The 24,287-nt window shown below is 68.1% G+C and carries 22 protein-coding genes; 8 read left to right on the top strand and 14 right to left on the bottom strand.

Annotation, left to right across the window (positions count from 1 at the left end):
• Window positions 1-55 precede the first annotated feature (55 nt).
• From K0O62_RS08570 to K0O62_RS08555, 4 genes are read left to right on the top strand one after another with little or no spacing between them, the layout of a single operon-like run.
• On the top strand, window positions 56-1,867 hold the full coding sequence (locus K0O62_RS08570) for a flavin-containing monooxygenase (RefSeq protein WP_073857868.1): 1,812 nt from the start codon (window positions 56-58) through the stop codon (window positions 1,865-1,867).
• Window positions 1,864-2,454 (top strand): TetR/AcrR family transcriptional regulator, encoded by a 591-nt coding sequence (locus K0O62_RS08565; protein ID WP_073857866.1) that lies wholly within the window; start codon window positions 1,864-1,866, stop codon window positions 2,452-2,454. The genes K0O62_RS08570 and K0O62_RS08565 overlap by 4 nt, the downstream gene beginning before the upstream one ends.
• Window positions 2,455-2,495: 41 nt before the next feature.
• Complete coding sequence (locus tag K0O62_RS08560) at window positions 2,496-3,794, top strand: NtaA/DmoA family FMN-dependent monooxygenase (protein WP_073857864.1); 1,299 nt, start codon at window positions 2,496-2,498, stop codon at window positions 3,792-3,794.
• A gap of 55 nt (window positions 3,795-3,849) precedes the next feature.
• Window positions 3,850-4,731 carry a TIGR03854 family LLM class F420-dependent oxidoreductase gene (locus K0O62_RS08555; protein ID WP_073857918.1) on the top strand — a complete coding sequence of 294 codons (882 nt, stop codon included), beginning with the start codon at window positions 3,850-3,852 and terminating at the stop codon, window positions 4,729-4,731.
• 1 nt (window position 4,732) lies between these two features.
• On the opposite strand, the gene K0O62_RS08550 is transcribed toward K0O62_RS08555, so the two are convergent.
• On the bottom strand, window positions 4,733-5,593 hold the full coding sequence (locus K0O62_RS08550) for an alpha/beta fold hydrolase (RefSeq protein ID WP_073857862.1): 861 nt from the start codon (window positions 5,591-5,593) through the stop codon (window positions 4,733-4,735).
• Window positions 5,594-5,658: 65 nt separating this feature from the next.
• Complete coding sequence (locus tag K0O62_RS08545; RefSeq protein WP_097934044.1) at window positions 5,659-6,309, bottom strand: biliverdin-producing heme oxygenase; 651 nt, start codon at window positions 6,307-6,309, stop codon at window positions 5,659-5,661.
• Window positions 6,310-6,379: 70 nt separating this feature from the next.
• Here K0O62_RS08545 and K0O62_RS08540 point away from each other — a divergent pair, with 70 nt between their 5' ends.
• The 3 genes from K0O62_RS08540 (at window position 6,380) to K0O62_RS08530 (ending at window position 9,533) form a co-directional block, all read left to right on the top strand.
• Entirely contained in the window at window positions 6,380-7,198 is an 819-nt protein-coding gene (locus tag K0O62_RS08540) for an acyl-CoA thioesterase (RefSeq protein ID WP_073857860.1), read from the top strand.
• 97 nt (window positions 7,199-7,295) lie between these two features.
• Window positions 7,296-8,210: an MBL fold metallo-hydrolase gene (locus tag K0O62_RS08535; RefSeq protein WP_073857916.1), complete on the top strand. Its 915-nt coding sequence runs from the start codon at window positions 7,296-7,298 to the stop codon at window positions 8,208-8,210.
• Between the two features lie 372 nt (window positions 8,211-8,582).
• Window positions 8,583-9,533, top strand: a complete 951-nt coding sequence (locus tag K0O62_RS08530) for an AraC family transcriptional regulator (protein WP_073857858.1) — start codon at window positions 8,583-8,585, stop codon at window positions 9,531-9,533.
• A 72-nt stretch (window positions 9,534-9,605) separates the two neighbouring features.
• Here K0O62_RS08530 and K0O62_RS08525 read toward each other — a convergent pair whose 3' ends face one another.
• The 3 genes from K0O62_RS08525 to K0O62_RS08515 all read right to left on the bottom strand — a co-directional run bounded on the left by K0O62_RS08525 (window position 9,606) and on the right by K0O62_RS08515 (window position 12,421).
• Window positions 9,606-10,814: a cytochrome P450 gene (locus K0O62_RS08525; protein WP_073857856.1), complete on the bottom strand. Its 1,209-nt coding sequence runs from the start codon at window positions 10,812-10,814 to the stop codon at window positions 9,606-9,608.
• Window positions 10,811-11,434 (bottom strand): TetR/AcrR family transcriptional regulator, encoded by a 624-nt coding sequence (locus K0O62_RS08520; RefSeq protein ID WP_073857853.1) that lies wholly within the window; start codon window positions 11,432-11,434, stop codon window positions 10,811-10,813. Before K0O62_RS08520 ends, K0O62_RS08525 begins: the two co-directional genes overlap by 4 nt.
• 102 nt (window positions 11,435-11,536) lie before the next feature.
• On the bottom strand, window positions 11,537-12,421 hold the full coding sequence (locus tag K0O62_RS08515) for a helix-turn-helix transcriptional regulator (RefSeq protein WP_073857851.1): 885 nt from the start codon (window positions 12,419-12,421) through the stop codon (window positions 11,537-11,539).
• A gap of 155 nt (window positions 12,422-12,576) precedes the next feature.
• Here K0O62_RS08515 and K0O62_RS08510 point away from each other — a divergent pair, with 155 nt between their 5' ends.
• The gene (locus K0O62_RS08510) at window positions 12,577-13,353 is read left to right on the top strand and encodes an SDR family oxidoreductase (protein ID WP_073857850.1); all 777 of its coding nucleotides are present in this window, start codon (window positions 12,577-12,579) and stop codon (window positions 13,351-13,353) included.
• Here the strand turns inward: K0O62_RS08510 and K0O62_RS08505 are convergent.
• The 9 genes from K0O62_RS08505 to K0O62_RS08465 form a co-directional block, all read right to left on the bottom strand.
• A complete protein-coding gene (locus tag K0O62_RS08505; RefSeq protein WP_079244249.1) occupies window positions 13,334-14,620 on the bottom strand; it encodes an MFS transporter in 1,287 nt (428 codons plus the stop codon). The genes K0O62_RS08510 and K0O62_RS08505 overlap by 20 nt on opposite strands.
• Window positions 14,621-14,737: 117 nt before the next feature.
• Window positions 14,738-15,748, bottom strand: coding sequence for a zinc-dependent alcohol dehydrogenase (locus tag K0O62_RS08500; protein ID WP_073857847.1), 1,011 nt, complete (start codon window positions 15,746-15,748; stop codon window positions 14,738-14,740).
• 15 nt (window positions 15,749-15,763) lie between these two features.
• Window positions 15,764-17,275, bottom strand: coding sequence for an L-arabinose isomerase (gene araA, locus K0O62_RS08495; protein ID WP_073857845.1), 1,512 nt, complete (start codon window positions 17,273-17,275; stop codon window positions 15,764-15,766).
• On the bottom strand, window positions 17,272-17,982 hold the full coding sequence (locus tag K0O62_RS08490) for an L-ribulose-5-phosphate 4-epimerase (protein ID WP_073857844.1): 711 nt from the start codon (window positions 17,980-17,982) through the stop codon (window positions 17,272-17,274). Before K0O62_RS08490 ends, araA begins: the two co-directional genes overlap by 4 nt.
• Entirely contained in the window at window positions 17,979-19,646 is a 1,668-nt protein-coding gene (araB, locus tag K0O62_RS08485) for a ribulokinase (RefSeq protein WP_073857842.1), read from the bottom strand. The genes K0O62_RS08490 and araB overlap by 4 nt, the downstream gene beginning before the upstream one ends.
• A complete protein-coding gene (locus K0O62_RS08480; protein WP_073857840.1) occupies window positions 19,643-20,671 on the bottom strand; it encodes a LacI family DNA-binding transcriptional regulator in 1,029 nt (342 codons plus the stop codon). The genes araB and K0O62_RS08480 overlap by 4 nt, the downstream gene beginning before the upstream one ends.
• Window positions 20,668-21,669, bottom strand: coding sequence for an ABC transporter permease subunit (locus tag K0O62_RS08475; RefSeq protein ID WP_079244251.1), 1,002 nt, complete (start codon window positions 21,667-21,669; stop codon window positions 20,668-20,670). Before K0O62_RS08475 ends, K0O62_RS08480 begins: the two co-directional genes overlap by 4 nt.
• Window positions 21,666-22,757 carry an ABC transporter permease gene (locus tag K0O62_RS08470; RefSeq protein WP_073857838.1) on the bottom strand — a complete coding sequence of 364 codons (1,092 nt, stop codon included), beginning with the start codon at window positions 22,755-22,757 and terminating at the stop codon, window positions 21,666-21,668. The genes K0O62_RS08475 and K0O62_RS08470 overlap by 4 nt, the downstream gene beginning before the upstream one ends.
• Window positions 22,757-24,286, bottom strand: coding sequence for a sugar ABC transporter ATP-binding protein (locus K0O62_RS08465; protein ID WP_073857836.1), 1,530 nt, complete (start codon window positions 24,284-24,286; stop codon window positions 22,757-22,759). Before K0O62_RS08465 ends, K0O62_RS08470 begins: the two co-directional genes overlap by 1 nt.
• Between the last annotated feature and the right edge of the window lies 1 nt (window position 24,287).

Raw genomic sequence — 24,287 nt, 5'->3', positions numbered from 1 at the left:
GCAATATGACGAACCGTCCGTTCACTAGACAGTCCGTCCAGCGAGGAGTCGCCAGATGTCCCTCGGCCCCCCACCTGCGGAGTACGACGCCGACTGGGTCCGCGCGAAGTACCAGACCGAACGCGACAAACGCCTGCGCGCCGACGGCGTCGACCAGTTCGTCGAGGTCACCGCCGGCTTCTCGCACTACGCCGACGACCCCTACACCGAACGCCTGGAGCGCGACCCGGTCACCGATCACACCCAGGTGCTCATCATCGGCGGCGGGCTGGGCAGTCTGATCGCGGCGGCCCGGCTACAGGAAGCGGGCATCACCGACATCCGGATCGTGGACACCGCCGGCGACTTCGGGGGCACCTGGTACTGGAACCGCTACCCCGGCGCTCAGTGCGATATCGAGTCCTACATCTACCTGCCGCTGCTGGAGGAGCTCAACTACGTCCCGACCGAGCGCTACGCGCACGGCCCGGAGATCCGCGCGCACCTGCAGGCCATCGCCCGCCACTACGGGCTGTACCGAAACGCCCTGCTGCAGACCACCGTTACCGGCATGACCTGGAACGAGATCACCTGCCACTGGGAGATCGGCACCGACCGGGGCGATCGGCTCACCGCCAATCTGGTCGCCGTCTCCCCCGGATCGCTGACCAGGCCCAAACTTCCCGGCATCCCGGGCATCAACGAGTTCGGTGGCCACACCTTCCACACCAGCCGCTGGGACTACGACTACACCGGCGGCGACGAATCCGGAAACCTGACCCGGCTGCGGGACAAACAAGTCGGCATCATCGGCACCGGCGCGACCGGCCTGCAGTGCATCCCGCACCTCGGCCGAGACGCCGCGCAGCTCTATGTCTTTCAGCGCACCCCGAGCACCGTCGCCGAACGCGACAACCGCCCGACCGACCCCCAGTGGGCCGCCGGCCTGCAGCCCGGGTGGCAACGGATGCGGATGGAGAACTTCACCCGCGTCACCTGCGGCGTCGAAACCGACCTCGATCTCACCGACGACGGGTGGACCCGCAACGCGCTCGCTCTCACCGAGCCCGCCGTCATCCGGGAAACCGCCCGCCTGGGCCGGGAGATGACGCCTGCGGAGATCACCGAGTTCCTGTACCGCGCGGACTGGGAGGCCATGGAGCGCTTGCGCCAACGCATCAGCGACGTGGTCACCGACCCGAAGACCGCCGAAGCGCTCAAGCCCTGGTTCAAACTCAACTGCAAACGCCCCGGCTACCACGACGACTACCTGCCGACCTTCAACCGGCCCAACGTGACCCTCGTCGACACCGACGGCGCCGGCGTGCAACGGTTCACCGAGACCGCCGCCGTGGTCGCCGGGGTGCACTACGAACTCGACGCACTGATCTTCGCCACCGGCTTCGAGGTCGGCACCGAATTCACCCGCCGCCTGGGCTTCGAGATCGTCGGCCGCGACAACGTGCGCCTGTCCGACAAATGGGCCAAGGGCATGCGCACCCTCCACGGCCTGCAATCACACGGCTTCCCGAACTGTTTCTTCCTCGGCTACACCCAATCCGGGGTATCCCCCAACTACACCCACACCGCCGAGGAACGCGCGCGGCACTTCACCTATCTGGTCAGCACCTGGGCCCAGCGCGGCGCCGCCACCGTCGAGGCCACCAGCGACGCCGAAGAAGAGTGGCTGGCCGCGATGACCGCGGCCTCGGAGAAACCCAAGGCCTTCTACGCGGACTGCACGCCGAGCTACCTGAGCTCGGAGGGCGAAAAGGACAATCCACACGGCATGCTGGCCAACAACTTCGGCGGCAAACCCACCGACTTCTTCGATATGCTGAGCGCCTGGCGTGCCACGGGCCGCCTCGACGGGGTCGAGATCTCATGAGCGCCGACGCGGCACCGAAGCTCACGATGCGGGACCGGCACCGCATCATGACCCGTGACCAGATCATGACCTCCGCACTGGAGGCGTTCGCCGAACGCGGTTATGTCGCAACGACGGTCGATGACATCGTGGGGCGCGCGGGCATCGGCCGGGCGACGTTCTATCTGCATTTCGACAGCAAGGCCGCGGTGCTGCGGGAGCTGCGCAACACCCGGATGACGGTGTGGACCGAGCAGGACGCGCCGCGCGGCGGCCCCAAGGGTCGACCCTCGGTGCGATCGTTCTTCGAAAAGGTCGTCGACTTCTACACCTCCGCGCCCGAGCTCTACACCGCGCTGCACCAGGCCCGGGCCGCGGACCCGGAGTTCGCCGCCGCGCACCGCGCCACCATGGAAGCCGATGTGGCCGAATGGATTCGCTCCGATGCGATGCCCGGTGCCGGCGAAGCCCAACTGCGCCTGGCCATCGCGATGATGTACACCATGGTCGACTCGTTCATGCACCTGTGGCTGGTCGACGGGTGGCCGCTGGACCGGGACGCCGCCATCGAGGCCATGACCGACGCGCTGTACTCCACCATGCGCTGAACGACCATGCGCTGAACGCGCCAACCCTTGTTAGGAGCCCGATGAGCCCGCGGCGGTACATGCATCTGAACCTGGTGGCCAACGACATCAACCTGCACCAGGGTGCCTACAAGTACGAACAGGCGCACGGTATCCCCGAGCGCAACACCTTCGAACGGCTGCTGGAATACGGCCGATTCGGTGACGAGGGACTGTTCACCGCGCTGTTCATCGGCGACATTCCCGGTTTGAACGGGTCACCGGCCTTCGACGGTGGCCCGGCCGAACCGATCACCGCGCTTACCGCGATCTCCCAGCACACCCGCCACGTCGGGTTGATCGCCACGGCTTCCACCACCTTCTACGACCCATACAACCTGGCCCGGCTGCTGGCCTCACTCGACCAGGCGTCGGACGGCCGCGCCGGCTACAACGCGGTCACCTCGGTGATCGACCAGTTCGCGCAGAACTACAGCCTGGAAGAACATCTGGACCGCGAGGCCCGCTACCGGCGTGCCGACGAGTTCCTCGACGTGCTGCGCGCGCTGTGGGACAACCGGACGGTGCGCCGCGACCCCGACGGCCTGACCCGGTTCTACGCCGAGCCGATCAACCACCGCGGCAACCGGTTCCAGGTGGCCGGCGCACTCAACATCGCGCCGAGCCGGCAGGGCCGCCCACTGATCGCCCAGGCCGGCGGGTCGGGCCCCGGCATCAAGGTCGCCGCCAAGCACGCCGAGATGGTGTTCACCAACTCGTCCACCCGCGAGGGCGCCGCGGCCTACCGCGAGTCCCTGGACAAGGCGCTCGTCGAGCAGGGCCGCGCCCCGGGTTCGGTCCCGCCGATCCCCGGCCTCATCCCCTACCTCGGGCGCACCGCCAAGGAAGCCGAGGAGAAACTGCACGAACTGGACAGCCACGTGAACTGGGAACCGATCGCCCCGTTCGCATTGGGGCAGTTCGGCATCGAGGTCCCGTTCGAGGACATCGACGACGCGTTCCCCACCGAACTGCTGCCCCGTCCCGAGGACGTCGAGAAGACCATCAAGAGCACCTTCGGTAATTACGTCGGGCTGTACAACTGGATCCAGGAGCGTCCTGAGGTCACGGTCCGCGAGGTCGTCGCCCAGGCCGTCGGCCGCGGCGGTGCGACGCACCGCAAGTTCGTCGGCAGCTACGACGACCTGGTGGAGGACTTCGCGGCCTGGCATGCGGACGGCAACGTCGGGGGCTTCAACCTGATGTTCTCGGCGGGAGCGCAGGCCATCCGCGAGTTCATCGACGAGGTGGTGCCCCGTCTCATCGAGCGCGGAATCTACCGCTCCACGCCGCACGACCGGCCACTGCGGGAACGATTCTGAGCCGCGGCAGCGTTAGCCTGAGAACGGTGCGATGGCGGAGGTGGGGAGACAGCAGGTGAAGATCCGATTCGGTGTCAGTCTGAGCGCGGACGCGTCCCCTGCTGGACTGGCTGACACCGTCGACCACCTGGAAGCCTCCGGGGTCGACTCGTTGTGGTTCTCCGAGCTGATCTACTCCCCGTCGGTGGACCCGTTCATCGGCATGACGTTCGCACTGGCACGCACCGCACAGTTGAAGGTGGGCACCTCGGTGGCGGTGCTGCCGGGCCGGCACCCGGTGCTGGTCGCAAAACAGCTGGCCTCGCTGGCGGCACTGGCGCCCAAACGCGTGTTACCGGTGTTCGGTCTGCGTTCAGCACTGGCTGCCGAGCGCGACCTGTTCCGGGTCCCCGACGGCCGGCGCGCCGAGGTGTTCGACGAGGCGCTGCAGTTGTTGCGCACCGCGCTGCGCGAAGACGACCTCACCTTCCACGGATCCTTTTACTCTGCCCGCAACATCCAGATCCTGCCGAAACCGGCACCACCCCTGGATATCTGGCTCGGTGGCGCATCGACACCCGGATTCGAGCGGATCGGCGCGTATGGGGATGGTTGGCTGGGCAGCTTCGTGACCCCGAGCGAAGCGCGCCGGGCCCGACTCGCCATCAGCGCCGCCGCGGACAGAGCCGGACGCGTCATCCCTGCCGATCACTACGGCATCAACCTGGCAGTGGGTGACGGCGCACTGCCGGAACCCGTCATCGCCGCGGTCCGCACCCGCAGACCCGACCTCGACCCGACGGAACTGGTGGCGCCTGACTGGGCGCGGTTACATCGGCAGATCGACGAATACATCGAGGCCGGGCTGACCAAGTTCGTGATCAGACCCGCCGCCGGAATCGGCACCGAGGCGTTCATCGACACGTTCGTCACCGAGATGCTGCCGCGGCAGAACTGAATCAGCGGCGCGGATCGGCCGGCGTTGTCGTCGAGATGAATTCGTCGACCAGGTCGATCACCTCGGTCGGAGCCTCCACCTGCACGAAATGCCCGACTCCGGGCAGGATTTCGAGTCGGCAGTCCGGCCGGACCTGCAATGCGGAGTAGGCGTGGTCGACCGGGATGATCTTGTCCTGTTCACCCCAGATCGCCAGTACCGGCAGACCTTCGCGCAGATTCAACCGATTCAGTGCGCTCACCGCCTGGCCCCGGTAATCGACCACCGACCGCAGGGTGCGCAAGAACGCCGCACGCGCCTCACCGTCGGCGAAGGACGAATACGCGGCCCAGACCTCCGCGCCACGCGGCGAGCGCAGCCCCGCAGAACTCAGCCGGGATCGCACGGCGTTTCCGGCACGCACTATCGGCGACGGAGCAATCACCGGCATCACGAACTCCGCGCCGGGCACTGCGAGCAGACGCAAGATCCACCCGACATCGGGACCGAGTCCACCACTGCCGATCAGGACGAGTCGCCGGCAGTAGTCCGGGTGCTGATAGAGGAACTGCATGGCCACCCCGCCACCCAGGGAGTGACCGACGACCGTCGCCGACTCGATGCCGAGTTCGTCGAGCAGATCCCGCAGACCGACCGCGAAGGCGCCGAGCGAATAGTCCGTACGCGGCTTCGACGACTGGCCATGGCCGAGCAGGTCAGGCGCCACTACGCGGTACTTCTTCGCGAGTTGGGGCAACACCGCCCGCCACGTGTGGGCGCTGCCTGCCATACCGTGGATCAGCAGCAGGACCTCGTCACCCTCACCCTCGTCGATGATCGCTTGCCGTACGCCGTGAATGTCGATGAACTTCGTTTCCGTCACTGCGGCTCCCGCCCCCTCGAATCGCAAGCCTACTGATCGGTAACTTCTGCTGGCAACAGTACGCGTCAGCCGATCCGATAGCTGGGCAGGTTCTCGGACAACTCGTCGAACACCGCCTGGTTCAGGCCGAACGCAACCTTGACCTCGTCCACCACCCGGTCGACATCGGCGGCCCCCAGACCCAGCCCGTCGAGTCGATCCCGGTAGCCGTCCTTGTAGGGCTTGACCCGCAGCGGGAAGTCATAGAACGCCAAACCCGCGCCGACGAGCCCGAATTCGCGGTCCAGGATCCTGCCGATGGCCTGCCCGCCGGACAGATCCCCGAGGTAGCGGGTGTAGTGGTGGGCCACAAGCGCGCCGCCCCACCCGGCCGCGGCGATCCGGTCCCGGTAGGCGTTCGCGGCCGGTGAGTCGGGCCCGCCGGCACCCTCGGGGGCCCAGTACGCCAGATCTGCATCCAGCGCCGCCGTCCGCTCCAACGCCGGGTCGTATACCGCGGCGACCAACGGATCGTCCCGATGTGCGCGGACCGCGTCCTCCAGGGCGGAGTAGATCACCCGCAACCGCAGCAGATAGTCGGTGTAACCGCGGGCGCCGACCCGCCCGGCCAGCAGTTCGGCCACGAACGGCGACTGCTCGGCGGCGTCGTGTTCGGCCGCCGAACCTTCCTTCAGCGCGACCGACAACGGCCGGATGGCCTCGGCGGTACTCGGCATACTCAGCTCCAGACTGCGGTGCGAGACGGTGGCTACGACCATACCCAGGGGCTCGGGCAAAATACCTGCGATGTCCTCCTCCCTGAGCGAAGTGCTCGCATCCTTGCAGCTCGAACAGGTGAACCCGGCGCGGTTCACCGGCGTCCAACTCGCCGCGCCGGCGAACCACATCCTCGGCGGCCACATTTCGGCTCAGGCGTTGATGGCGGCCAGCCTCACCGCGCCGGACCGGGCACCGCACAGCGTGCACACCTACTTCCTGCGGCCCGGGGATGCCCGCCATCCGGTCGACTTCGAGGTGACCGAACTGCAGGAGGGCCGCACCTTTTCGGCGCGCCGGGTCACCGCCCGCCAGGGCGGGCAGATCCTGCTGGAGGCGATGTCCTCGTTCAAGGCCGGCGGCCCCGAGACCGGCGGGTATCAGCCGACCGTCCCGCGGGTTCCGGCGCCCGACGATTTGCCTTGGGTGGCACCGCATTTCGCCGAGTCCGCGGAGGCCAATGAAGGCATGTGGGCCAGCCTGCGCTGGTTCCAGCGGCGGATCGTGGACGCCGACCAGGCGCCACCGGCCCGGTCCCGGATCTGGTGGCGCCCGGACGGCGAGGTACCCGACGATCCGGTGCTGACCGCCTCGCTGGTGGCCTACCTGTCCGCGGTGACACTGACCGAGCCGGCCTACGCCGCCCGCGGCAAGATCGGCGCCTCGGCGCAACGCGATCACTCGGTGTGGTTCCACGGCCCGGCGAACCTGTCGGATTGGCTGCTCTACGAACAGTCTTCGCCGAGCAGCAGTGACACGCTGGCCCTGGCACGCGGGACGATGTTCAACCGCGACGGCTCACTGGTGTGCACCGTCGGGCAGGAGATGTATTTCCCCAACCACCACTGACCGCTCGGGGATGACTTTTCCGACCGACGCGCGTTCGACCGGGCAGAAGGGGCAGCGGAGCACCTTCGTCGGACACGGTGTGCAGGAGGAACAGGACATGAGCGTGGACAACATCACCCATCTGGGTGGCACGGGAATCGACGAGTTGGTGCCGTCGCGCTACGCGCTGACCGTCGGCGATATCGAGGTATTGGTGATCAGCGACGGGGTGCTGCCGATCACCGCGTCGACGATGGCGACCAACGCCGAACCCGCCGCGTACTCGGCCTGGCTCAAGGAGATGTTCCTGCCACCGGAGATCCTGGACTGGCCGCTGAACGTGGCCGTGGTGCGCAGCGCCGGCAAGACCATCCTCATCGACTCCGGCCTGGGCACCGAGTTTCCGGATTTTCCGCGGGCGGGGCAGCTGGGCCTGCGCCTGGCGGCCGCCGGGATCGACCCGGCTTCGGTGACCGATGTGGTGCTCACCCACCTGCACATGGACCACATCGGCGGGCTGCTGGTGGATGGCCTGCGCAACAAACTACGCCCGGACCTGCGGGTGCACGTCGCGGCGGCCGAGGCCGAGTTCTGGGAGTCCCCGGACTTCAGCCGCACCGTCATGCCCGCGCCCATCCCCGACGTGCTGCGCCGCACCGCCACCGCGTTCCTGGACCTCTACCGCGGCCAGTTGCGCGCCTTCGACGAAGAGTACGAGGTGGCGCCCGGCGTGCTGTTACGACGCACCGGCGGGCACACCCCCGGCCACAGCATCGTCCGGATCGAATCCCGGGGTGAGGCCCTGACCTTCGCCGGAGACGCGGTGTTCCAGCCCGGGTTCGAGCAGCCGGGCTGGCAGAACGGTTTCGAGCACGACCCCGAGGAGTCTGCCCGGGTGCGGGTGCGCCTGCTCGGTGAGCTGGCGGCCAGCGGCGAACAGTTGGTCGCCACGCATCTGCCCTTCCCGTCGGTGTGTCACGTCGCGGCGGCCGGCAATGCCTTCCGGGTCGTCCCCGCGGTCTGGGACTACTGACCTCATGTCCGTGATCGGCCTCGTCGCCGCCCGTCCGGCGACGAGGCGCCCGGATTCACGTCACAGTCGGTTTCGACCCGCACCTCGGCGGGGTACAGGGCAGGCAACAGAGGCGCGATGCTGCGCCACAGACCCGACGTGGAGGTGCCAACCGTGATTCCCTTTATCTGCACGAGCTGCGGTCAGATGGACATCGATTCCCCCGAGTGCGCCTCGTGCGTGCAATCGCCGGCCGCCGGCGTGCGCGACGCGGCGGTCGCCTGACCCGGGCGCGCCGACCGTGACCCGCCGCGGTGGACGACCGGTGTACCACCTGGTCACCTCTGATTCTGCGGCAGTGCACGACGGGTAACCAAGATATGGGTAACCAAGATGCAGGACTTGTGCTTCGAGAGTGATGACCTCGGCGAGACCGAGGATTTCCTGGTCCGGGCGTACACCAAGATGAGCATCGGTGGCGCGGGCGACCCGGCGCGGACTCAGGTGGTGCGGCGCACCCTGGGGCCGGTGAGCCTGGATCGGCTGTCCGTCACCTACGACATGAGCTATGACGCCGACCCGCTCAGACGCATCGTGTTGTGCGAGGTGCACAGCGGCCATATCGAGGAGAAGTTCATCGGCGAGCCCGACGATGTGTTCGCCCCCGGTGACCTGACCCTGTACAGCCCGCCTGAGCTCCCCTATTCCGGCCGGGTCTGCGCGGCGGAGTATGACCTGACGGTGTTCGACACCACCCTGTTCGAGCGGGTCGCCATGACGCCCCATGATCGTGCGGGACCCGTGAAACTGCAGGGCCACCGTCCGGTGTCGCAGGCGGCCAAACAACGGCTCAGCTCGTTGATCGCCTACCTCCGTGACCACGTCCTGCCCGATGAGCAGGCCCGCACCTCCCCGCTGATCGTCGACTCCGTCGTCACCCACCTCGCCGCGGCCACACTGCAGGCCTTCCCGAACAATGCGCAGCTCGAACCCACCGCGACGGATCGGCGCGATGCCGCGCAACCGGTGCTGCTACGGCGGGCGATGACCTACATCGACGAGCACGCGCACGAAGACATCACCCCGCGCGATATCGCCGACGCGGTGTTCCTGACACCCCGCGCCGTGCAGTACATGTTCCGTCGCCACCTGGATTGCACGCCCACCGAGTACCTGCGCAAGGTCCGACTGGACCGAGCACACCAGGATCTGTTGGCCAGCTCTCCGGCCGACACCGCGGTCAGCACCGTCGCCAAGCGGTGGGGTTTCGCCCACGGCGGTCGGTTCGCCGCCTACTACCGGCAGACCTACGGGCGGTCACCGATGTCCACTCTGCGTCACTAGCCGGATCGAAGGAATTCGCTCAGCGGCTCGGCGCCCGGAAAAGCTTGCGCTCACCGGCCCGCAACGGCCCGGTCAGGCGCGCGCGGTGACCCGCACGGGCAGTGCGTCGATGCCGATGCCGACGTTGTGGACCGGCCCCCCGCCGGACCAGACCGGGGGCCCGGCCAACTCGACGTCATAGCCGGCCGCGATCGCCCCGAACACCGCTTCGACCTCCTTGCGCGCGAGATTCGCGCCCAGGCAGTAGTGCACACCACCGCCGCCGAAGGACAAGTGCGGGTTGGGCGTCCGCCGGATGTCGAACCGGAACGGATCTGCGAACACGGACTCGTCCCGGTTGCCCGACGGGTACCAGAACAGCACACGATCGCCCGCCTTCACGTCCTGTCCGCCGATGGTGACGTCGGTGGTGGCGGTCCGGCCGAAGAACAACACCGGGCCGGCCCAGCGGATGGCCTCATCGGCCGCGGTGAGGGCCGCACGCGGGTCCGCCCGCAACTCGGCCAGCTGCTCGGGACTGTCGAGCAGCGCGATGAGCCCTTGTGTCAGCGCGTTTCTGGTGGTCTCGCTGCCGGCGATGGCCAGGATGAGGAAGAACATCTCCAACTCGAAGCCGTCGAGCTGACCGGCGAGCTTGGTCCACACATCGTCGGTCGGATTGGCCCGTTTCTCGACGGTCAGGCGCTGGGCGTACTCGAACAGCTCGACCTGCAGTCCGAGCCGCTGCTCATCGGTGTAGCCGTTGTACGGGTTGCCGCTCTTGAGCAGCAGATCGGTGCGCTCGAACACCCAGGGCCGGTCGTCCTCGGGGATGCCGACGATGTCGGCGATCACGTGCATGGGTACCTGATAGGCGATGTCGCTGACGAAGTCACAGGTCTGCCCCGCAGTGGCCTGCAGGATCTGCTCGGTGCGGCTGGTGATGCGTTCTTCCAGCCGGCCGATCATGCGCGGGGTGAACTCCGAGGTGATCTTGCGGCGCATCTCGGCCTGCTCGGGCGGATCCATCGACACCAGGGTGGGCCCGGCCGACAACAGCGGATCGGGCGCCATCATCGGGCCGCCCTTGGCCTCGAACGTCTTCCAGTCGCGGTTGGCTTGCTGGATCTCGGGATGGGCGACGATGGACCAGAACGGAATCGGCGGGATCGCGGGACGCCCCTGCACCGCTTCATGGCGGTGCACCGGGCCGCGGGCCCGCAGTTCGGTGAACAGCTCGTGCGGGAAACCCTGCGTGTAGAGCTGCGGGTCGGTGAGATCGACCTCCAGAACGTTGGTCAACGTTGTTCCCCTTTCCCGATATCTGTGGAGCAGCTCTGCACTGCCTGGCGGATGAGTGCCCGCACCGCCGCCGCGTCGGTGGTCTCACCGAGCAGCAGCCGCCGGTAGACGAGCCCACCGGCCAACATGTCCACCAGCGCGTCGGCGTCGGTGGAGTCCGGGATGTCACCGCGATGCCGGGCCCGGTGCACCGCGTCGATCGCCTGCCGGCGGCACCGTCCGGCGAAGGTCTGCACCGTCGTACGGATCGCATCGTCGTTGGCCGCCTCGGCGAGCAGCGAGGGCAGGATGGCCGCGAGGTCGGGCCGGGTCAGCATGTCGGCGATGGGTAGCAGCGCGGCGAAGAGGTCCTCGACGAAGGAGCCGGTGTCGGCGGCCTCGGATTCCTGGGTGATGGCCCGCGCGACGTACTGGAACAGCTCGTACTTGCTCGACCAGCGGCGGTAGATCGATGCGCGGCCGACCCCGGCGCGGGCGGCGATGCCCTCGATGGTTGCGCCACCCCAGCCCTTGGCGGCGGTCTCGGCGATCGCGGCGTCGATGATCGCCGCGTCCAGCCGGTCGTCACGGGGCCGCCCCCGCGTGCGCGCTGCCCGCACCTTCGGTGTGCTCGCCGTCACACTCCCGATCCTGAACCAATGAGTTCCGGAAATCAAGAGTCTCGTAAAGCGTCGGCCGCCCGACGGGTCATCCCGGATGCGGCCGGTGACGCTGCCGTGCCGTCAGTGAGCCGTGCGTGCGGCGCCGGCGCGACCTGTGCCGGCATCCCGCCAATTCGCCAGCAGTCGCAGCGCGGTCTCATCGTCCGACCCGGCATCGGTGCTGTAGACGAACAGGATCTGATCCGGATCACCGGCGGGGTTGAGCGCCTGATAGTTCACCGTGAGCTCCCCCACCAGCGGATGGTGGTAGGTCTTGCGTCCGGTGGTGCGTCGTTCGACCTTGTGTCTGGACCACCAGGTGCGGAATTCGGTGGAGTGGATCGACAACTCGCCGATCAGCTCGGACAGCCGCTCGTCGTCGGGATAACGCCCGGCGTCCAGCCGCAGCATGGCGACCGTATCGGCGGCCACCTCGGCCCAGTCCGCGTACAGCTCACGGGCATGCGGATCGAAGAACACGAAGCGGGCCTGATTCCGCAGTTTGGCCGGCAGCTCCCGGAATTCGGTGATCAGCGCTCCGGCGAGCCGGTTGTGCGCCAGCACGTCGAGGCGACGGCCGAGCACGAACGCCGGCGACCACACCTGATCGAGCAGTTCCAGCAGCCGCAGGGTGGCCGGATCCACCGATTGCGGTCGGGATCGTTTGCGCCGCTGAGCCGTCGGCGGTTTGGCCAGTCGGTGCAGGTGCTGGCGTTCGGCGTCATTGAGTTGCAGGACGGTCGCCAACGCATCCAGCACCTCGGCCGAGGCGCTGGGACTGCGCCCCTGTTCCAGCCGGGTGTAGTAGTCGACGCTGACCCCGGCCAGCCGGGCCAGCTCCTCACGCCGCAGACCGGGCACGCGCCGACGCCCACCGGGCTCCTCCAGACCCGCGTCCTGCGGGGTGAGACGCGCCCGCCGGGCACTGAGGAACTCGGCCAGCTCCGTCGGTTTGCGCTCGGACATGGAGACCAGTCTGCCCCGGCACCGGCGCGAGCCGGGGCCCGAAGGTGGCCCAACGTGTCCCCCGATACACCGGGCCGGTTTGACGGCCCACGACCGGCGCCGGGCGCGGTTGTGTGAAGGAGGAACCAGAACCGCGAAAGCGAAAGGAAACACACATGTCCACCGTCCTCACCACCGCCCCGCTGACCGGACGCGTCGCCGTCGTCACCGGAGCATCCAGCGGCATCGGCGCCGCCACCGCCGAAAGGCTGGCCACGCTCGGGGCCACGGTCGCCGTGGCCGCCCGCCGCGCGGACAGCCTCGACGCGTTGGTCGCCCGGATCACCGAAGCCGGGGGCGCCGCGCTGGCGCTGCCACTCGATGTCACCGACCGGGAAGCCGTCCTCACCGCCGCCGGGAAGGTGGCCGACACATTCGGCCCCGCGGACCTGGTGTTCAACAATGCCGGGGTTCAGCTCATCTCGCCGGTCGAGGACGCCCGGTTCGACCAGTGGGACCGACAGATCGACCTGAACATCACCGGGGTCATGAACGTGATCGGGGCGTTCGTCCCGCAGTTGATCGAGTCGGCCGCGCACGGGAAACCGGCGGACCTGATCACCACCTCGTCGATCGCGGCGACCCGGGTGTTGGAGAAATTCTCGGTGTACTCCGGGACCAAGGCCTACATCAGTCAGCTCACCCGGCTGCTGCGGGTGGAGCTGGGCCGAAAGAAGGTGCGGGTCAGCACCATCGAGCCGGGCATGGTCGACACCGAATTGCCCTCGCATGTCACCGATCCCGACGCGACCCGGCTGATGGCCGATCTGATCCGGGAGATCGACGTGCTCACCGCGGCGGATGTCGCCGAGACGGTCGGCTTCGTCGCGGCGGTGCCGCGGCACGTCAACCTCACCGAGATCACCATCCTGCCTACCGAACAGGCGGTGTAGCGCCGGACTGTTGAGCCGGTGCGACGTGATCCTCGCGGCGGACGGTGCCTGCCGCGAGGACACACACCGCCCCGGCCACGACGGGGATGAACAGCGCGGTGTTCAGCGACGTGACCTCGCCGATCCACCCCACCAGCGCCGGTCCGGCCAGGAAGGCCAGGTACCCCATGCCGACCACGCGGCTCAATACCCGTCCCGAGTCCGGCCCGAGATTGCCCGCGGCGCTGAACACCAGAGGGGCACTACCGGCCAACCCGAGGCCGAACAAGGCCCACCCCAGCATGGTGAACGGCAGCATGGTCGCCGTCACCACCAGCAGTGCGCCGGCGACCACGAGCACGCTGCCGTAGCGGACCACCGCCACCGCACCGACGCGATGGGCGATCCGGTCCACGACGAGCCGACCGATTGTCATCGACGAGACGAACGCCGCGAACGCCATCGCACCCTGTGCCGGGGACGCACCGAGATGCTCTTGAGCATGCAAACTCGACCAATCCATGGCCGAGCCTTCACACAGCAGGCACAGGAACGCCAGCGCGCCGAGCAGCAGCACACGGCTCTTGCCCGACTTCCGCGGCGACCGTTGCCCCGACACCGCGGCGGCGTCGGGGGCCTCGGGGGCGTCGGGGGCCTCCGCAGCTTCGGCCAGCATCGGATGGCGTAGCCAGGTCGATGCCGCCACCATCAAGGTGATGCCCACGGCGGCCATCAGCCCCGTCATCACCACGGTCGACGCCTCGACCAGGAAACCTATTGCGGCGATGCCGGATCCGATCACATTGCCGATCGAGAACATGCCGTGGAAGGAGGACATGATCGGGCGTTGGTACACCCGCTCCAGGGCGACCCCCGCAGCATTCATGGAGACCTCGGCTCCGCCGGTGGCGATGCCGAACGCCAACGCCCCGCAGAACACCCATCCCACGCTGTCGGTGAGGAACGGCAGTGGCATGCATGCCGCCATCAACGGGGCCGTCCCCAGGGCGAGCCTTCCCGAGCCCCACCGGTCGGACAGCGGCCCGGAGACCTGCATGCCGACCAAGGCGCCGAGCCCGTGCAACAGAATGACGGTACCGAGCATGGCGGTGGAGATTCCGGTGGCACGCTGCAGCGAGGGCAGGTGCACCGCCCAGGCGGCAATCGAGATCCCGAAGGTCATGAACACCGCGATCACGGCCAAGCGCACCCGCACCAGGTCCCGCCGGGAGCAGCCCGATACCGCAGACGACGACGCGCCGCGGTCACTTACCGAAGACGAAGACATGCCTCACGTTTCCCTATTGCCGGTTGGGGCTGTCGAATCCTGCCAGCCCACACCGGCCCGCGTCCATTCGCAGGGAGGCCCGCGACAGGGGGCACCGTCCGAACCGCGAGCGCCGGATCACCCGCCGGTGACCACCACCACAACCTTGTCACCGCGGCGCTGCGCGGCGGCGTCGAACGCGTTCGCCACCGCACCCAGACCATGGCGCGCGGTGACCAACCCGTCGAGGTCCAGCCCGCCGGCGGCCATGGCGATCGCCCGCGGGTAGGTGTCCTTCATCCGGCGCACCATCGCGAACGTCAGGCCCTTTCGCCGTGCCGCCGCGGCCGGGAACGACGAGGCATCGTGTGCGGGGATGCCGGCAAGTGCCACCCGACCACCCGGCCGAACGGCAGCCACCGCGGCGGCGATCGCCGCATCGGTGCCGGCCAGTTCGATCACCACGTCGACGCCGCGTCCGTCGGTGGCATCGCGAACAGCGTCGGCTCCCCCCAGCGGCGACCACGCCGCCGCCGCACCGTGACGCAGGGCGGTTTCGCGCCGGTGGGCCAGCGGTTCGGTCACGAACACTCGGGATGCACCACGCCGAAGAGCCACCTGGGTCGCCAGGACACCGATCGGGCCGGCACCCACGATCAGCACATCGGCCCCGGGCCGCAGGTGGGCGACGTCGGCCGCGTGGATGGCCACCCCCAGCGGTTCCAGGAGCGCCCCCGCATCGTTGCTCAGTTCGTCCGGGAGTGGATGCAACAGGTGATCCGGCCACACCAGGTACTCCTGCAACGCCCCGTCGACCGTGCCGTGTCCGGCGAACTGCACTGTTGGACAGAGATTGTGGTGGCCCATCCGGCAGAGTTCGCAGATGTCACAGGGGATGGCCGGATCGACGGCCACCCGTCGGCCCGCATGGGGACCTGTCAGCGCACGCGCCGCGAACTCGTGCCCCGGCACCACGGGACGTTCGATCCGGTTCTCCCCGATGCCGCCGTCGGTGAACCAGTGCAGATCGGAGCCGCAGATGCCGACCGAAGTCACTGCCAGCAGCGACCACCCCGCCGGTGCGTCCCCGGGGTCGGCTTCGGTCGCCACCCGCAGGTCACCGACCGCGTGCAGCCTCGCGGCCAGCATCAGCCCGACTCTCGATCAGAGGCCGGCAGCAACATGGTGGTACACGTCGTTCCACTTCAGCTCGTGCCCGAAGCCCCGCACCGTGGTGGTGTCGTCGATGACGAGCAGTTCGGTGTCGGTCATCGTGGCGAAATCCTCGATCACCTCGGTCCCGACGGCGGTCGTCAGCACGGTGTGGTGCGGGGCGCCCGCCATCAGCCACGACTCGGCAGATGTCGACCAGCACGGCTTGGGCTCCCAGACCGCGCACGCCACCGGCAGATTGGGCAACTCCTGCTCCGGTTCGGTGACCCGAACTTCGTTGGCCACCAGACGGAACCGGGTGCCCATATCGCAGATGCCCAGGATCACCGCGTCGCCGGGTGCGGCGGTGAACCGCAACCGGACGGGATCCTCGCGATCACCGATCGACAGTGGGTGCACCTCCAGCGTCGGGGTGGCCGCGGCGATGCTCGGGCACACCTCCAGCATGTGCGCACCCAGGATCCGCTCGCGGCCGGGCGTCAGATCGTAGGTGTAGTCCTCCATGAACGACGTGCCGCCGGGCAGGCCTTCGGCCATCACCTTCACGGTGCGCAGCATCATCGCGGTCTTCCAGTCACCCTCGCCGCCGAAGCCGTAGCCGTCGACCATCAACCGCTGTACCGCCAACCCCGGCAGTTGCCGTAACCCGCCGAGGTCTTCGAAGTTGGTGGTGAAGGCATGGAAACCACCGTCGGCCAGGAAGTTTCGCAGACCGAGTTCGATCTGGGCGCCGTGCCGCAGCGACCGATGGCGGTCACCACCACGCAGCAGTTCACCAGCCACCCGGTAGGTGTGCTCGTACTCGCTGATCAGTTTGTCGACCTCGACGGGCCGTACCCGTTCGACCGCCTCCACGAGGTCGTTCACCCCGTAGGTGTCGATCGATGCGCCGAAATGCGCCTCTGCCTCCACTTTGTCGCCTTCGGTGACCGCCACGCCGCGCATGTTGTCACCGAAGCGGGCCACCCTGAGCGTCGACAACTCGGCTGTGCCCAGCGCGGCGCGTGCCCACGACCCGATCCGCAGGCGCGTCCGTGGATCGCTGACGTGCCCGGCGATCGTCTTGCGCGAGGTGGACAGCCGGGACTGGATGTAGCCGAATTCCCGGTCGCCGTGCGCAGCTTGGTTGAGGTTCATGAAGTTCATGTCGATGCTCTGCCAGGGCAGTTCGACGCCGAACTGGGTGTGCAGGTGCAGCAGTGGCTTACGCAGCGACTTGAGCCCGCGGATCCACATCTTCGCCGGGGAGAAGGTGTGCATCCAGGCGATGACGCCGATACAGCCCTCGGCGGTGTTCGCGGCACTGAGGACCCGCGCGATCTGCTCGGCGTCGGTGACGACGGGCAACCAGCGCACCTCCACCGGGATCTCGCTACTGGCATCCAGTATTTCGGCGATCTGCCTGGACTGGTCGGCAACCTGGTCGAGGGTGTCGGGGCCGTACATCGACTGACTGCCGGTGATCAGCCAGACCTGGCTGGTGACGAGGCGGGACGAGATCATCGGTTCTCCTGGAGTACATCGGAGGGCCGGCCGGTCTGGCCGTATACGTTCTGGTAGCGGTCGAACAACGCGCTCACATCGGCGGCGTCGAGGGCCGGCGGGACACCGAGTTGCCGGCTGATGTGCACGGTGCGCGCCACGTCTTCGACCATGACCGCGGCCTTGACGGCGTCGCGTGCGGTACGACCGATGGTGAACGGCCCGTGATTGCGCATCAGCACCGCCGGGGATCGACTGTCCCGCAACACCTCGACGATGCCGCGGCCGATGGAGTCATCGCCGATCAGCGCGAACGGACCCACCGGGATCTCTCCCCCGAACTCGTCGGCGATCATGGTCAGTACGCACGGGATCGGCTCACCACGGGCCGCCCACGCGGTGGCGTAGGTCGAGTGCGTGTGCACCACTCCCCCCACCTCGGGCATGTGCCGATACACGTAGGCATGCGCGGCGGTATCCGAGGACGGCGACAGTGCGCCGTCGACCAGATTCCCGTGCAGGTCGCAGACCACCATGTCCTCGTCCCGCAGCGAGGCGTACTCGGCGCCCGAGGGTTTGATGACCATCAGGTCCCGGCCCGGGACCCGGGCCGAGACGTTGCCGGCCGTCCAGATCACCAACTCGTACCGGGTGAGCAGCGAGTGCAATTCGCAGACCTGCCGGCGCAGTTGGGCGACGACGTGGTCGATGTCGGATGTGATCGTCATTGCAGTGCTCCAACGGGTTCCGGGGTGCCGATGCGCCGGAGCCGGCGCATCATGTCGTTGCCGCGGCCGAACCACTCGTAGGCTGCGACGTATTCGCGGTAGAGCCGGTCATAGGCCTCGACGTTCTCCGGCACCGGCAGGTAGGCGTTGCGGGTCCGGCTGCCCATCGCGGCGGCGGCGGTCCGCACATCGTGGTACGCACCCGCGGCCACCGCCGCATGGATCGCCGCGCCGAGCGCCGGTGCCTGTGCGGACGGCACCGTGGACAGCGGCAGCCCGACCACGTCGGCGTAGATCTGCATCAGGAGTTTGTTCTTCAGCAGGCCCCCGGCGACGACCAACTCCTCGACCGGGACGCCGGAGCCGATGAAGGTGTCGACGATCATCCGGGTGCCGAACGCGGTGGCCTCCAGGAGCGCCCGGTACATGTCCACGCAGGTGGTGTGCAGGGTCTGGCCGATCATCACGCCGGACAGCTCGTGATCGACCAGTACCGAACGGTTTCCGCTGTGCCAGTCCAGCGCCACCAGGCCGTGCTCCCCGACCCGCTGCCTGCCTGCCAGATCGGTGAGGTGCTCGTGCAGGGAGATTCCGCGCCGGCGGGCCTCGACGTGGTAGCTCTCGGGCACGCAGTTCTCGACGAACCAGCCGAAGATGTCCCCGACGCCGGACTGTCCGGCCTCGTATCCCCAACTGCCTTCGGATATCCCGCCGTCGACCACACCGCACATGCCCGGCACCTCGCGCAGCACCTCTCCGTTCATCACGTGGCAGGTGGAGGTCCCCATGATCGCGACGAGCTGACCGCCCTCCAGCGCATCGGCGGCCGCGACGGTCACATGTGCGTCGACGTTGCCGACCGCCACCGGGATGCCCTGCGGCAGGCCGGTCCACCGGGCCGCCTGTGCGGTCAATCCCCCGGCCCGGTCGCCCAGCCGGCCGATCGGGGCGTCCAGCTTCTCGGTGACGAAATCCTGGAATCCGGGCCGCAACTCGGCGAGGAATTCCCGAGACGGGTACCGGCCGTCCTGCCGGATGCCCTTGTAGCCGGCGCTGCAGGCGTTGCGGACATAGTTCCCGCAGAGCTGCCAGACGATCCAGTCGGCGGCCTCGACGAAGTGTTCCATCGACCGATAGACGTGCGGGTCCTCATCGAAGATCTCCAGCCCCTTCGCGAACTCCCACTCACTGGAGATCAGCCCGCCGTACCGCGGCAGCCACTGCTCTGCGCGTCGGGCGGCGACGGCGTTGATGTGATCGGCTTGCGGCTGCGGGGAATGGTGGCGCCACAGCTTGCCGTACGCGTGCGGCCGGTCGGCGAATCCGTCCAGTTGGTACAGCGGGGTCCCGTCCCCGTCGACCGGAATCATGGTGCACGCGGTGAAGTCGGTACCGATCCCGATGATGTCGCCCACGTCCACCCCGGCGTTCGCCACGGCCTCGGGGACGGCGTGCCGGAGCACGTCGAGATAGTCCTCGGGAATCTGCAGGGCCCATTGTGGGGCGAGGCGACGGCCGCCCCCGGGCAGCGTGTCGGTGATGACGCCGTGCCGGTAGGCGTGCTCGGCGACGGCGATCTGCTCTCCGTCGCTGACTCGCACCACCAGCGCACGGCCGGACAGGGTGCCGAAATCTACTCCGACGGTGTACTTCTCGGCACTCATCGGGCCTCCTTCGGTGTGCTTGTGCTCTCGCGGATGATCAACTCGGGGGCCAGCAACGAAACGTCGAGGGTCGCTCCTTCCAGGGTCGCGATCACCAGTTCGATCGCGCGCTGTCCGACCGCCTTGAAGTCCTGCCTGACGGTGGTCAGGGCCGGATTCAGATAGGCCGACTCCGGGAGGTCGTCGAACCCGACCACACTGACATCCTCGGGGACCCGTAACCCGTTGCGGGCGAACGCATGCAGTACCCCGATCGCCATCTGGTCGTTCGCCACGAAGACCGCTGTCGCATCCGAACGCCGCGCCAACTCGCAGCCGATGGCGTATCCGCGGGCCGGTGTCCAATCCCCCACCGGCGACTCGCGGACCTCCAGACCCGCGTCGCGCATCGCCTCCTCGTATCCGATTCGGCGGCCCCTGGCCTCGGTCCACGTCCTCGGACCGGCAATATGATCGATCGCGCGGTGTCCCAGGCTGATCAGGTGTCGGGTTGCCTGGCGCGCCCCGTCGATCTGGTCGACGCCGACGCTCAACCCGCGCCCGGACAGGTCGCCCTCGACGACGATCATCGGCACCCCGGAGTCGGCCGCGTGCGCGACGGCCAAGGCGTCCTCCTGGGCCGCGATCATCACGATGGCCTCCACCGATTGCCGGGCCAGGTGGTCGAGCGCGTCGGCGAGCGCCTCGCGGGTGACCTCGGCCAGCGGCACCATGCTGGAGAAGTAGCCGGCGGCGCGGGCCGCCTCCTCCACCGAGCGCTGGATGCTCGACGGCCCGTACAGCGCGCTGTTGCTGCCGACGATGCCGATGACGCCGGAGCGTCTGGTGACCAGCGCCCGGGCCGCTGTGTTGGGCCGGTAGCCGAGTTCCGAGATCGCCTGCTCCACACGCGCTTTGGTTTCCGGCCGGATGCTCGCAGAACCGTTGATCACCCGGGACACCGTCTGGTGGCTGACGCCGGCCAGACGTGCGACGTCGGCCATCACGGGCTTCCCGGTCGTGGGCTGGTTGGACTGACTGCTCATCCGGTCTTCCTCACCACTAGGCGTTGTACGAGAACAAATACCAGCAGCAGCGCCCCCGTCATGATCCGCGTCCAATATGAGTCGAGGTTCGCGGCCGTGACGAACGTCTGGATCGTACCGAGCACCAGTACCCCGATCACCGATCCGAGCACGAAACCGACACCGCCGGAAAGCAGTACCCCGCCGATCACGGCTGCCGCGATGGCGTCGAGTTCCAGGCCCACGCCGTTGAGGCTGTAGCCCGACAGTTTCTGCACGGCCAGCAGGAGTCCGGCCAGCGCCGCGCACAGACCGCTGATGGCGTACACCGACACCCGCGTTCCGGCGGCGTCGAGCCCCATCAGCTGGGCGGACTGCCGATTGCCGCCGACGGCGTACACGGTGCGCCCGAATCGCGTCTGATGCAACACGTAGGCCCCGACCAGGGCAGCGGCAAGTGCGAGGACGACGGTCCAGCGAATGAACTTGTCCTCGTACAGATACACGTAGTTGAGTCCGAATGCGCGCAGCGCCGGATCCTTGATCGGCAGCGAGTCGACGCTGAGCACATAGCACAGTCCGCGGGCCAGGAACATCCCGGCCAGTGTCACGATGAACGGCTGAACATCGAAGTACTCGATGATCAGGCCCATCAACAGCCCCAGCGAAGGCCCGACCGCCAGCACCACACCGACGGCCACCGGCATCGGCCAGCCTGCCCGCAGCGTGGTGGCCAACAGCACGGTGGACAGCGCGACGACCGCACCCACGCTGAGATCGATTCCCCCGGTGAGGATCACAAAGGTCATGCCGACTGCCAGCACGATCAGGTGGGCGTTGTCCACCAGCAGGTTCAAGAACACCTGGGCCGGGCTGGCGAATGAATAACTGCCGACGACGGCGACGAACATGGCGACGAACAGCAGCAGCGACGCGAGCGGCGACAGGTAGCGGCCGTGGGCCCGCCGCACCAACTCGGCACCCACGGTGGATGGACGGACCGTGGTCTGCATGTTCATTTGGTCACCATCGCCGTGTTCGGGGCCCCCGAGGTGGGTGCCTGCTCGGGAGCCGGGCCGGCGGCGGGCGCAGGTGCGGAGAGCGCGTCCGGTGGCCGACGCCTCGACAGCAGCGCGCGGAACTTCGGGGCCTGCAGCAGACACACGGCGACCACGACCAGTGCCTTGAACACCAGCGTGGTCTCCGGGGTGATGCCCGCGGTGTAGACCGTGGTCGTCAGCGTCTGGATGATCAACGCGCCCAGTATTGTTCCGGTCAGGCTGAATCGACCACCCAGCAACGATGTTCCGCCGATCACCACGGCCAGGATGGCGTCCATCTCGATCCACAGCCCGGCGTTGTTGGCATCGGCGGCGGAGATGTTGGACGCGATCATCAGGCCGGCGATACCGGCGCACAGGGCACTGAACACGTACACCGCGAACACGATCGAGCGATACCGGACTCCGGCCAGCCTGCTGGCCTCGGGGTTGATCCCCACCGATTCCAGCAGCATGCCCAGTGCGGTGTACCGGGTCAGCAGACCGACCACCACGAACACCGACAGGCTCACCAGGACGGCCACGGGGAGCCCGAACGCGTAGCCGGCCCCGAGCACTTTGAATGCAGGACTGGTCACCGTGACGATCTGTCCGTCGGTGATCAGCAGTGCGATCCCGCGACCGGCCGTCATGAGTACCAAGGTGGCGATGATCGGCTGGACGCCGAAAACCGAGACCAGCACGCCGTTCCACAACCCGAGGGCCACGGCGACACCGAGCGCGATGCTCATGGCGGTGATGACCGTGCCCGGACTTGCGGGGTCGGCGGACGAGGCGATGTGGGCGCAGCCGAGCGCCCCGCTGATCGCGACCACCGCACCGACCGACAGGTCGATGCCGCGGGAGGCGATCACCAGTGTCATGCCGAGGGCGATCAGCATGGTGGGGGCGCCGTTGCGCAGGATGTCGATCAGGCTGCCGAAGAGATGCCCGTCCTGTACCCGGATGGTCAGGAAACTCGGGGTGATGACGACGTTGATCAGCAGCAGCACGATCAGCGCGACGGTGGGCCACAGCAGGGGTGAGGCCAGCAGTCGGCGCTTCATCACGCCCCCACCCCGGCGATCAGTTCGGTCAACGCCTGGACCGAGCAACCCGCGCCGACCTCGTCGATGCAGCGGCCGTCGCGCAGAACCAGGATCCGGTCGCTGATCCGCGTCACCTCCTCGAGTTCGGCGGAGATGAACACCACTGCCGTGCCGTCCGCGGACAGGTCGGTGACGAGTTTCTGGATCTGCGCCTTGGCCCCGACATCGATGCCACGGGTCGGCTCGTCGAGGATGAACAGTCGGGGCTCGGTGATCAGCCATCGCGCCAGCAGCACCTTCTGCTGGTTGCCGCCGCTGAGATTCTTGACCAGCGCGGCGGGGTCGCGTGGCCGGATGTCCAGGGCGTCCAGGTAGCGGGCCACCAGCTGCTCGGTGGTCTTCTTCGACAGGGGACGGGCGAACCCGCGGCGGGCCTGCAGGGCCAGGATCATGTTGTCGCGCACCGACAGTTCGCCGATGATGCCCTCGGCCTTGCGATCCTCGGAGGAGAAGGCGAAGCGCTGGGCGATCGCGGCACGCGGTGAGCGGATCGCCCGGGTCTTACCGTCGACGGCGGTGCGTCCGCTGGTGGCGTGGTCGGCGCCGAAGAGCAACCGCGCCAGTTCGGTGCGGCCCGAGCCCAGCAGACCGGCCAGACCGATCACTTCGCCGCGGTGGATGTCGAGGTCGACGGGGCGGACGGCGGGGGCACGTCCGAGTTGGCGCGCACTGACGACGACGTCGCGGGCGGCGGCGCCGCGGCCGTCGGCCACCGCGTCCTCCAGGCTCTCCAGCAGATCGAGTTCGTGGCCGAGCATGGCCGCGATCAACGTCACCCGGTCGAGACCTGCGGTGGGATACTCACCGACCAGACGCCCGTTGCGCAGCACCGTCATCCGGTCGGAGATCTCGTAGACCTGGTCGAGGAAGTGCGATACGAACAGGATCGCCACCCCGGCGTCGCGGAGCCGGCGCATGACCCGGAACAGCTCGGCGACCTCGTTGGTGTCCAGGCTGGACGTCGGCTCGTCGAGGATCAGCACCCGCGCCGAGATCGCCATCGCCCGCGCGATGGCGACCATCTGCTGCAGCGCGATCGGATGCCTCCCCAGGGTGGACCGGGGATCGAGTGGCACGTCCAGTTCGCCGAGCAGTTCCTGCGCGCGACGGTTCATCGACCGGTGGTCGATCCGGCCGAAGCGGCGCGGCTCCCGCCCCAGCAGGATGTTCTCGGCCACCGTCAGATTCGGGCAGAGATTGACCTCCTGGTACACCGTGCTGATGCCGGCCTCCTGCGCCTGACGCGGACTGCCGAACCGGCGCTGCTGCCCGTCGACGGTGATGCTGCCCGAGGCGATGTCGTGGACACCGGTGAGCGCCTTGATCAGGGTCGACTTCCCGGCCCCGTTCTCTCCCATCAGCGCGTGGATCTCTCCGGGCAGCAGCCGGAAGTCGACGCCGTCGAGGGCACGCACACCCGGGAATTCGACTGTGACACCATGCAACTCGATCCTCGGCGTGACACCGATGTGCGCGACCGAGGTCATC

The organism is Mycolicibacterium diernhoferi, assembly GCF_019456655.1.
Taxonomy (GTDB): domain Bacteria; phylum Actinomycetota; class Actinomycetes; order Mycobacteriales; family Mycobacteriaceae; genus Mycobacterium; species Mycobacterium diernhoferi.
Note: the sequence above shows the minus strand (reverse complement) of the source record. Positions and strands in the feature narration are given on the sequence as shown.

Coding starts and splice junctions, on each gene's coding strand:
- K0O62_RS08545 (WP_097934044.1), bottom strand. CDS start 6,309: ATGCCGAGTACCGCCGAGGCCATCCGGCCGTTGTCGGTCGCGCTGAAG.
- K0O62_RS08540 (WP_073857860.1), top strand. CDS start 6,380: ATGTCCTCCTCCCTGAGCGAAGTGCTCGCATCCTTGCAGCTCGAACAG.
- K0O62_RS08475 (WP_079244251.1), bottom strand. CDS start 21,669: ATGAACATGCAGACCACGGTCCGTCCATCCACCGTGGGTGCCGAGTTG.
- K0O62_RS08510 (WP_073857850.1), top strand. CDS start 12,577: ATGTCCACCGTCCTCACCACCGCCCCGCTGACCGGACGCGTCGCCGTC.
- K0O62_RS08515 (WP_073857851.1), bottom strand. CDS start 12,421: ATGTCCGAGCGCAAACCGACGGAGCTGGCCGAGTTCCTCAGTGCCCGG.
- araA (WP_073857845.1), bottom strand. CDS start 17,275: ATGATCTCGTCCCGCCTCGTCACCAGCCAGGTCTGGCTGATCACCGGC.
- K0O62_RS08465 (WP_073857836.1), bottom strand. CDS start 24,286: ATGACCTCGGTCGCGCACATCGGTGTCACGCCGAGGATCGAGTTGCAT.
- K0O62_RS08560 (WP_073857864.1), top strand. CDS start 2,496: ATGAGCCCGCGGCGGTACATGCATCTGAACCTGGTGGCCAACGACATC.
- K0O62_RS08505 (WP_079244249.1), bottom strand. CDS start 14,620: ATGTCTTCGTCTTCGGTAAGTGACCGCGGCGCGTCGTCGTCTGCGGTA.
- K0O62_RS08570 (WP_073857868.1), top strand. CDS start 56: ATGTCCCTCGGCCCCCCACCTGCGGAGTACGACGCCGACTGGGTCCGC.
- K0O62_RS08535 (WP_073857916.1), top strand. CDS start 7,296: ATGAGCGTGGACAACATCACCCATCTGGGTGGCACGGGAATCGACGAG.
- araB (WP_073857842.1), bottom strand. CDS start 19,646: ATGAGTGCCGAGAAGTACACCGTCGGAGTAGATTTCGGCACCCTGTCC.
- K0O62_RS08500 (WP_073857847.1), bottom strand. CDS start 15,748: ATGCTGGCCGCGAGGCTGCACGCGGTCGGTGACCTGCGGGTGGCGACC.
- K0O62_RS08470 (WP_073857838.1), bottom strand. CDS start 22,757: ATGAAGCGCCGACTGCTGGCCTCACCCCTGCTGTGGCCCACCGTCGCG.
- K0O62_RS08565 (WP_073857866.1), top strand. CDS start 1,864: ATGAGCGCCGACGCGGCACCGAAGCTCACGATGCGGGACCGGCACCGC.
- K0O62_RS08490 (WP_073857844.1), bottom strand. CDS start 17,982: ATGACGATCACATCCGACATCGACCACGTCGTCGCCCAACTGCGCCGG.
- K0O62_RS08480 (WP_073857840.1), bottom strand. CDS start 20,671: ATGAGCAGTCAGTCCAACCAGCCCACGACCGGGAAGCCCGTGATGGCC.
- K0O62_RS08530 (WP_073857858.1), top strand. CDS start 8,583: ATGCAGGACTTGTGCTTCGAGAGTGATGACCTCGGCGAGACCGAGGAT.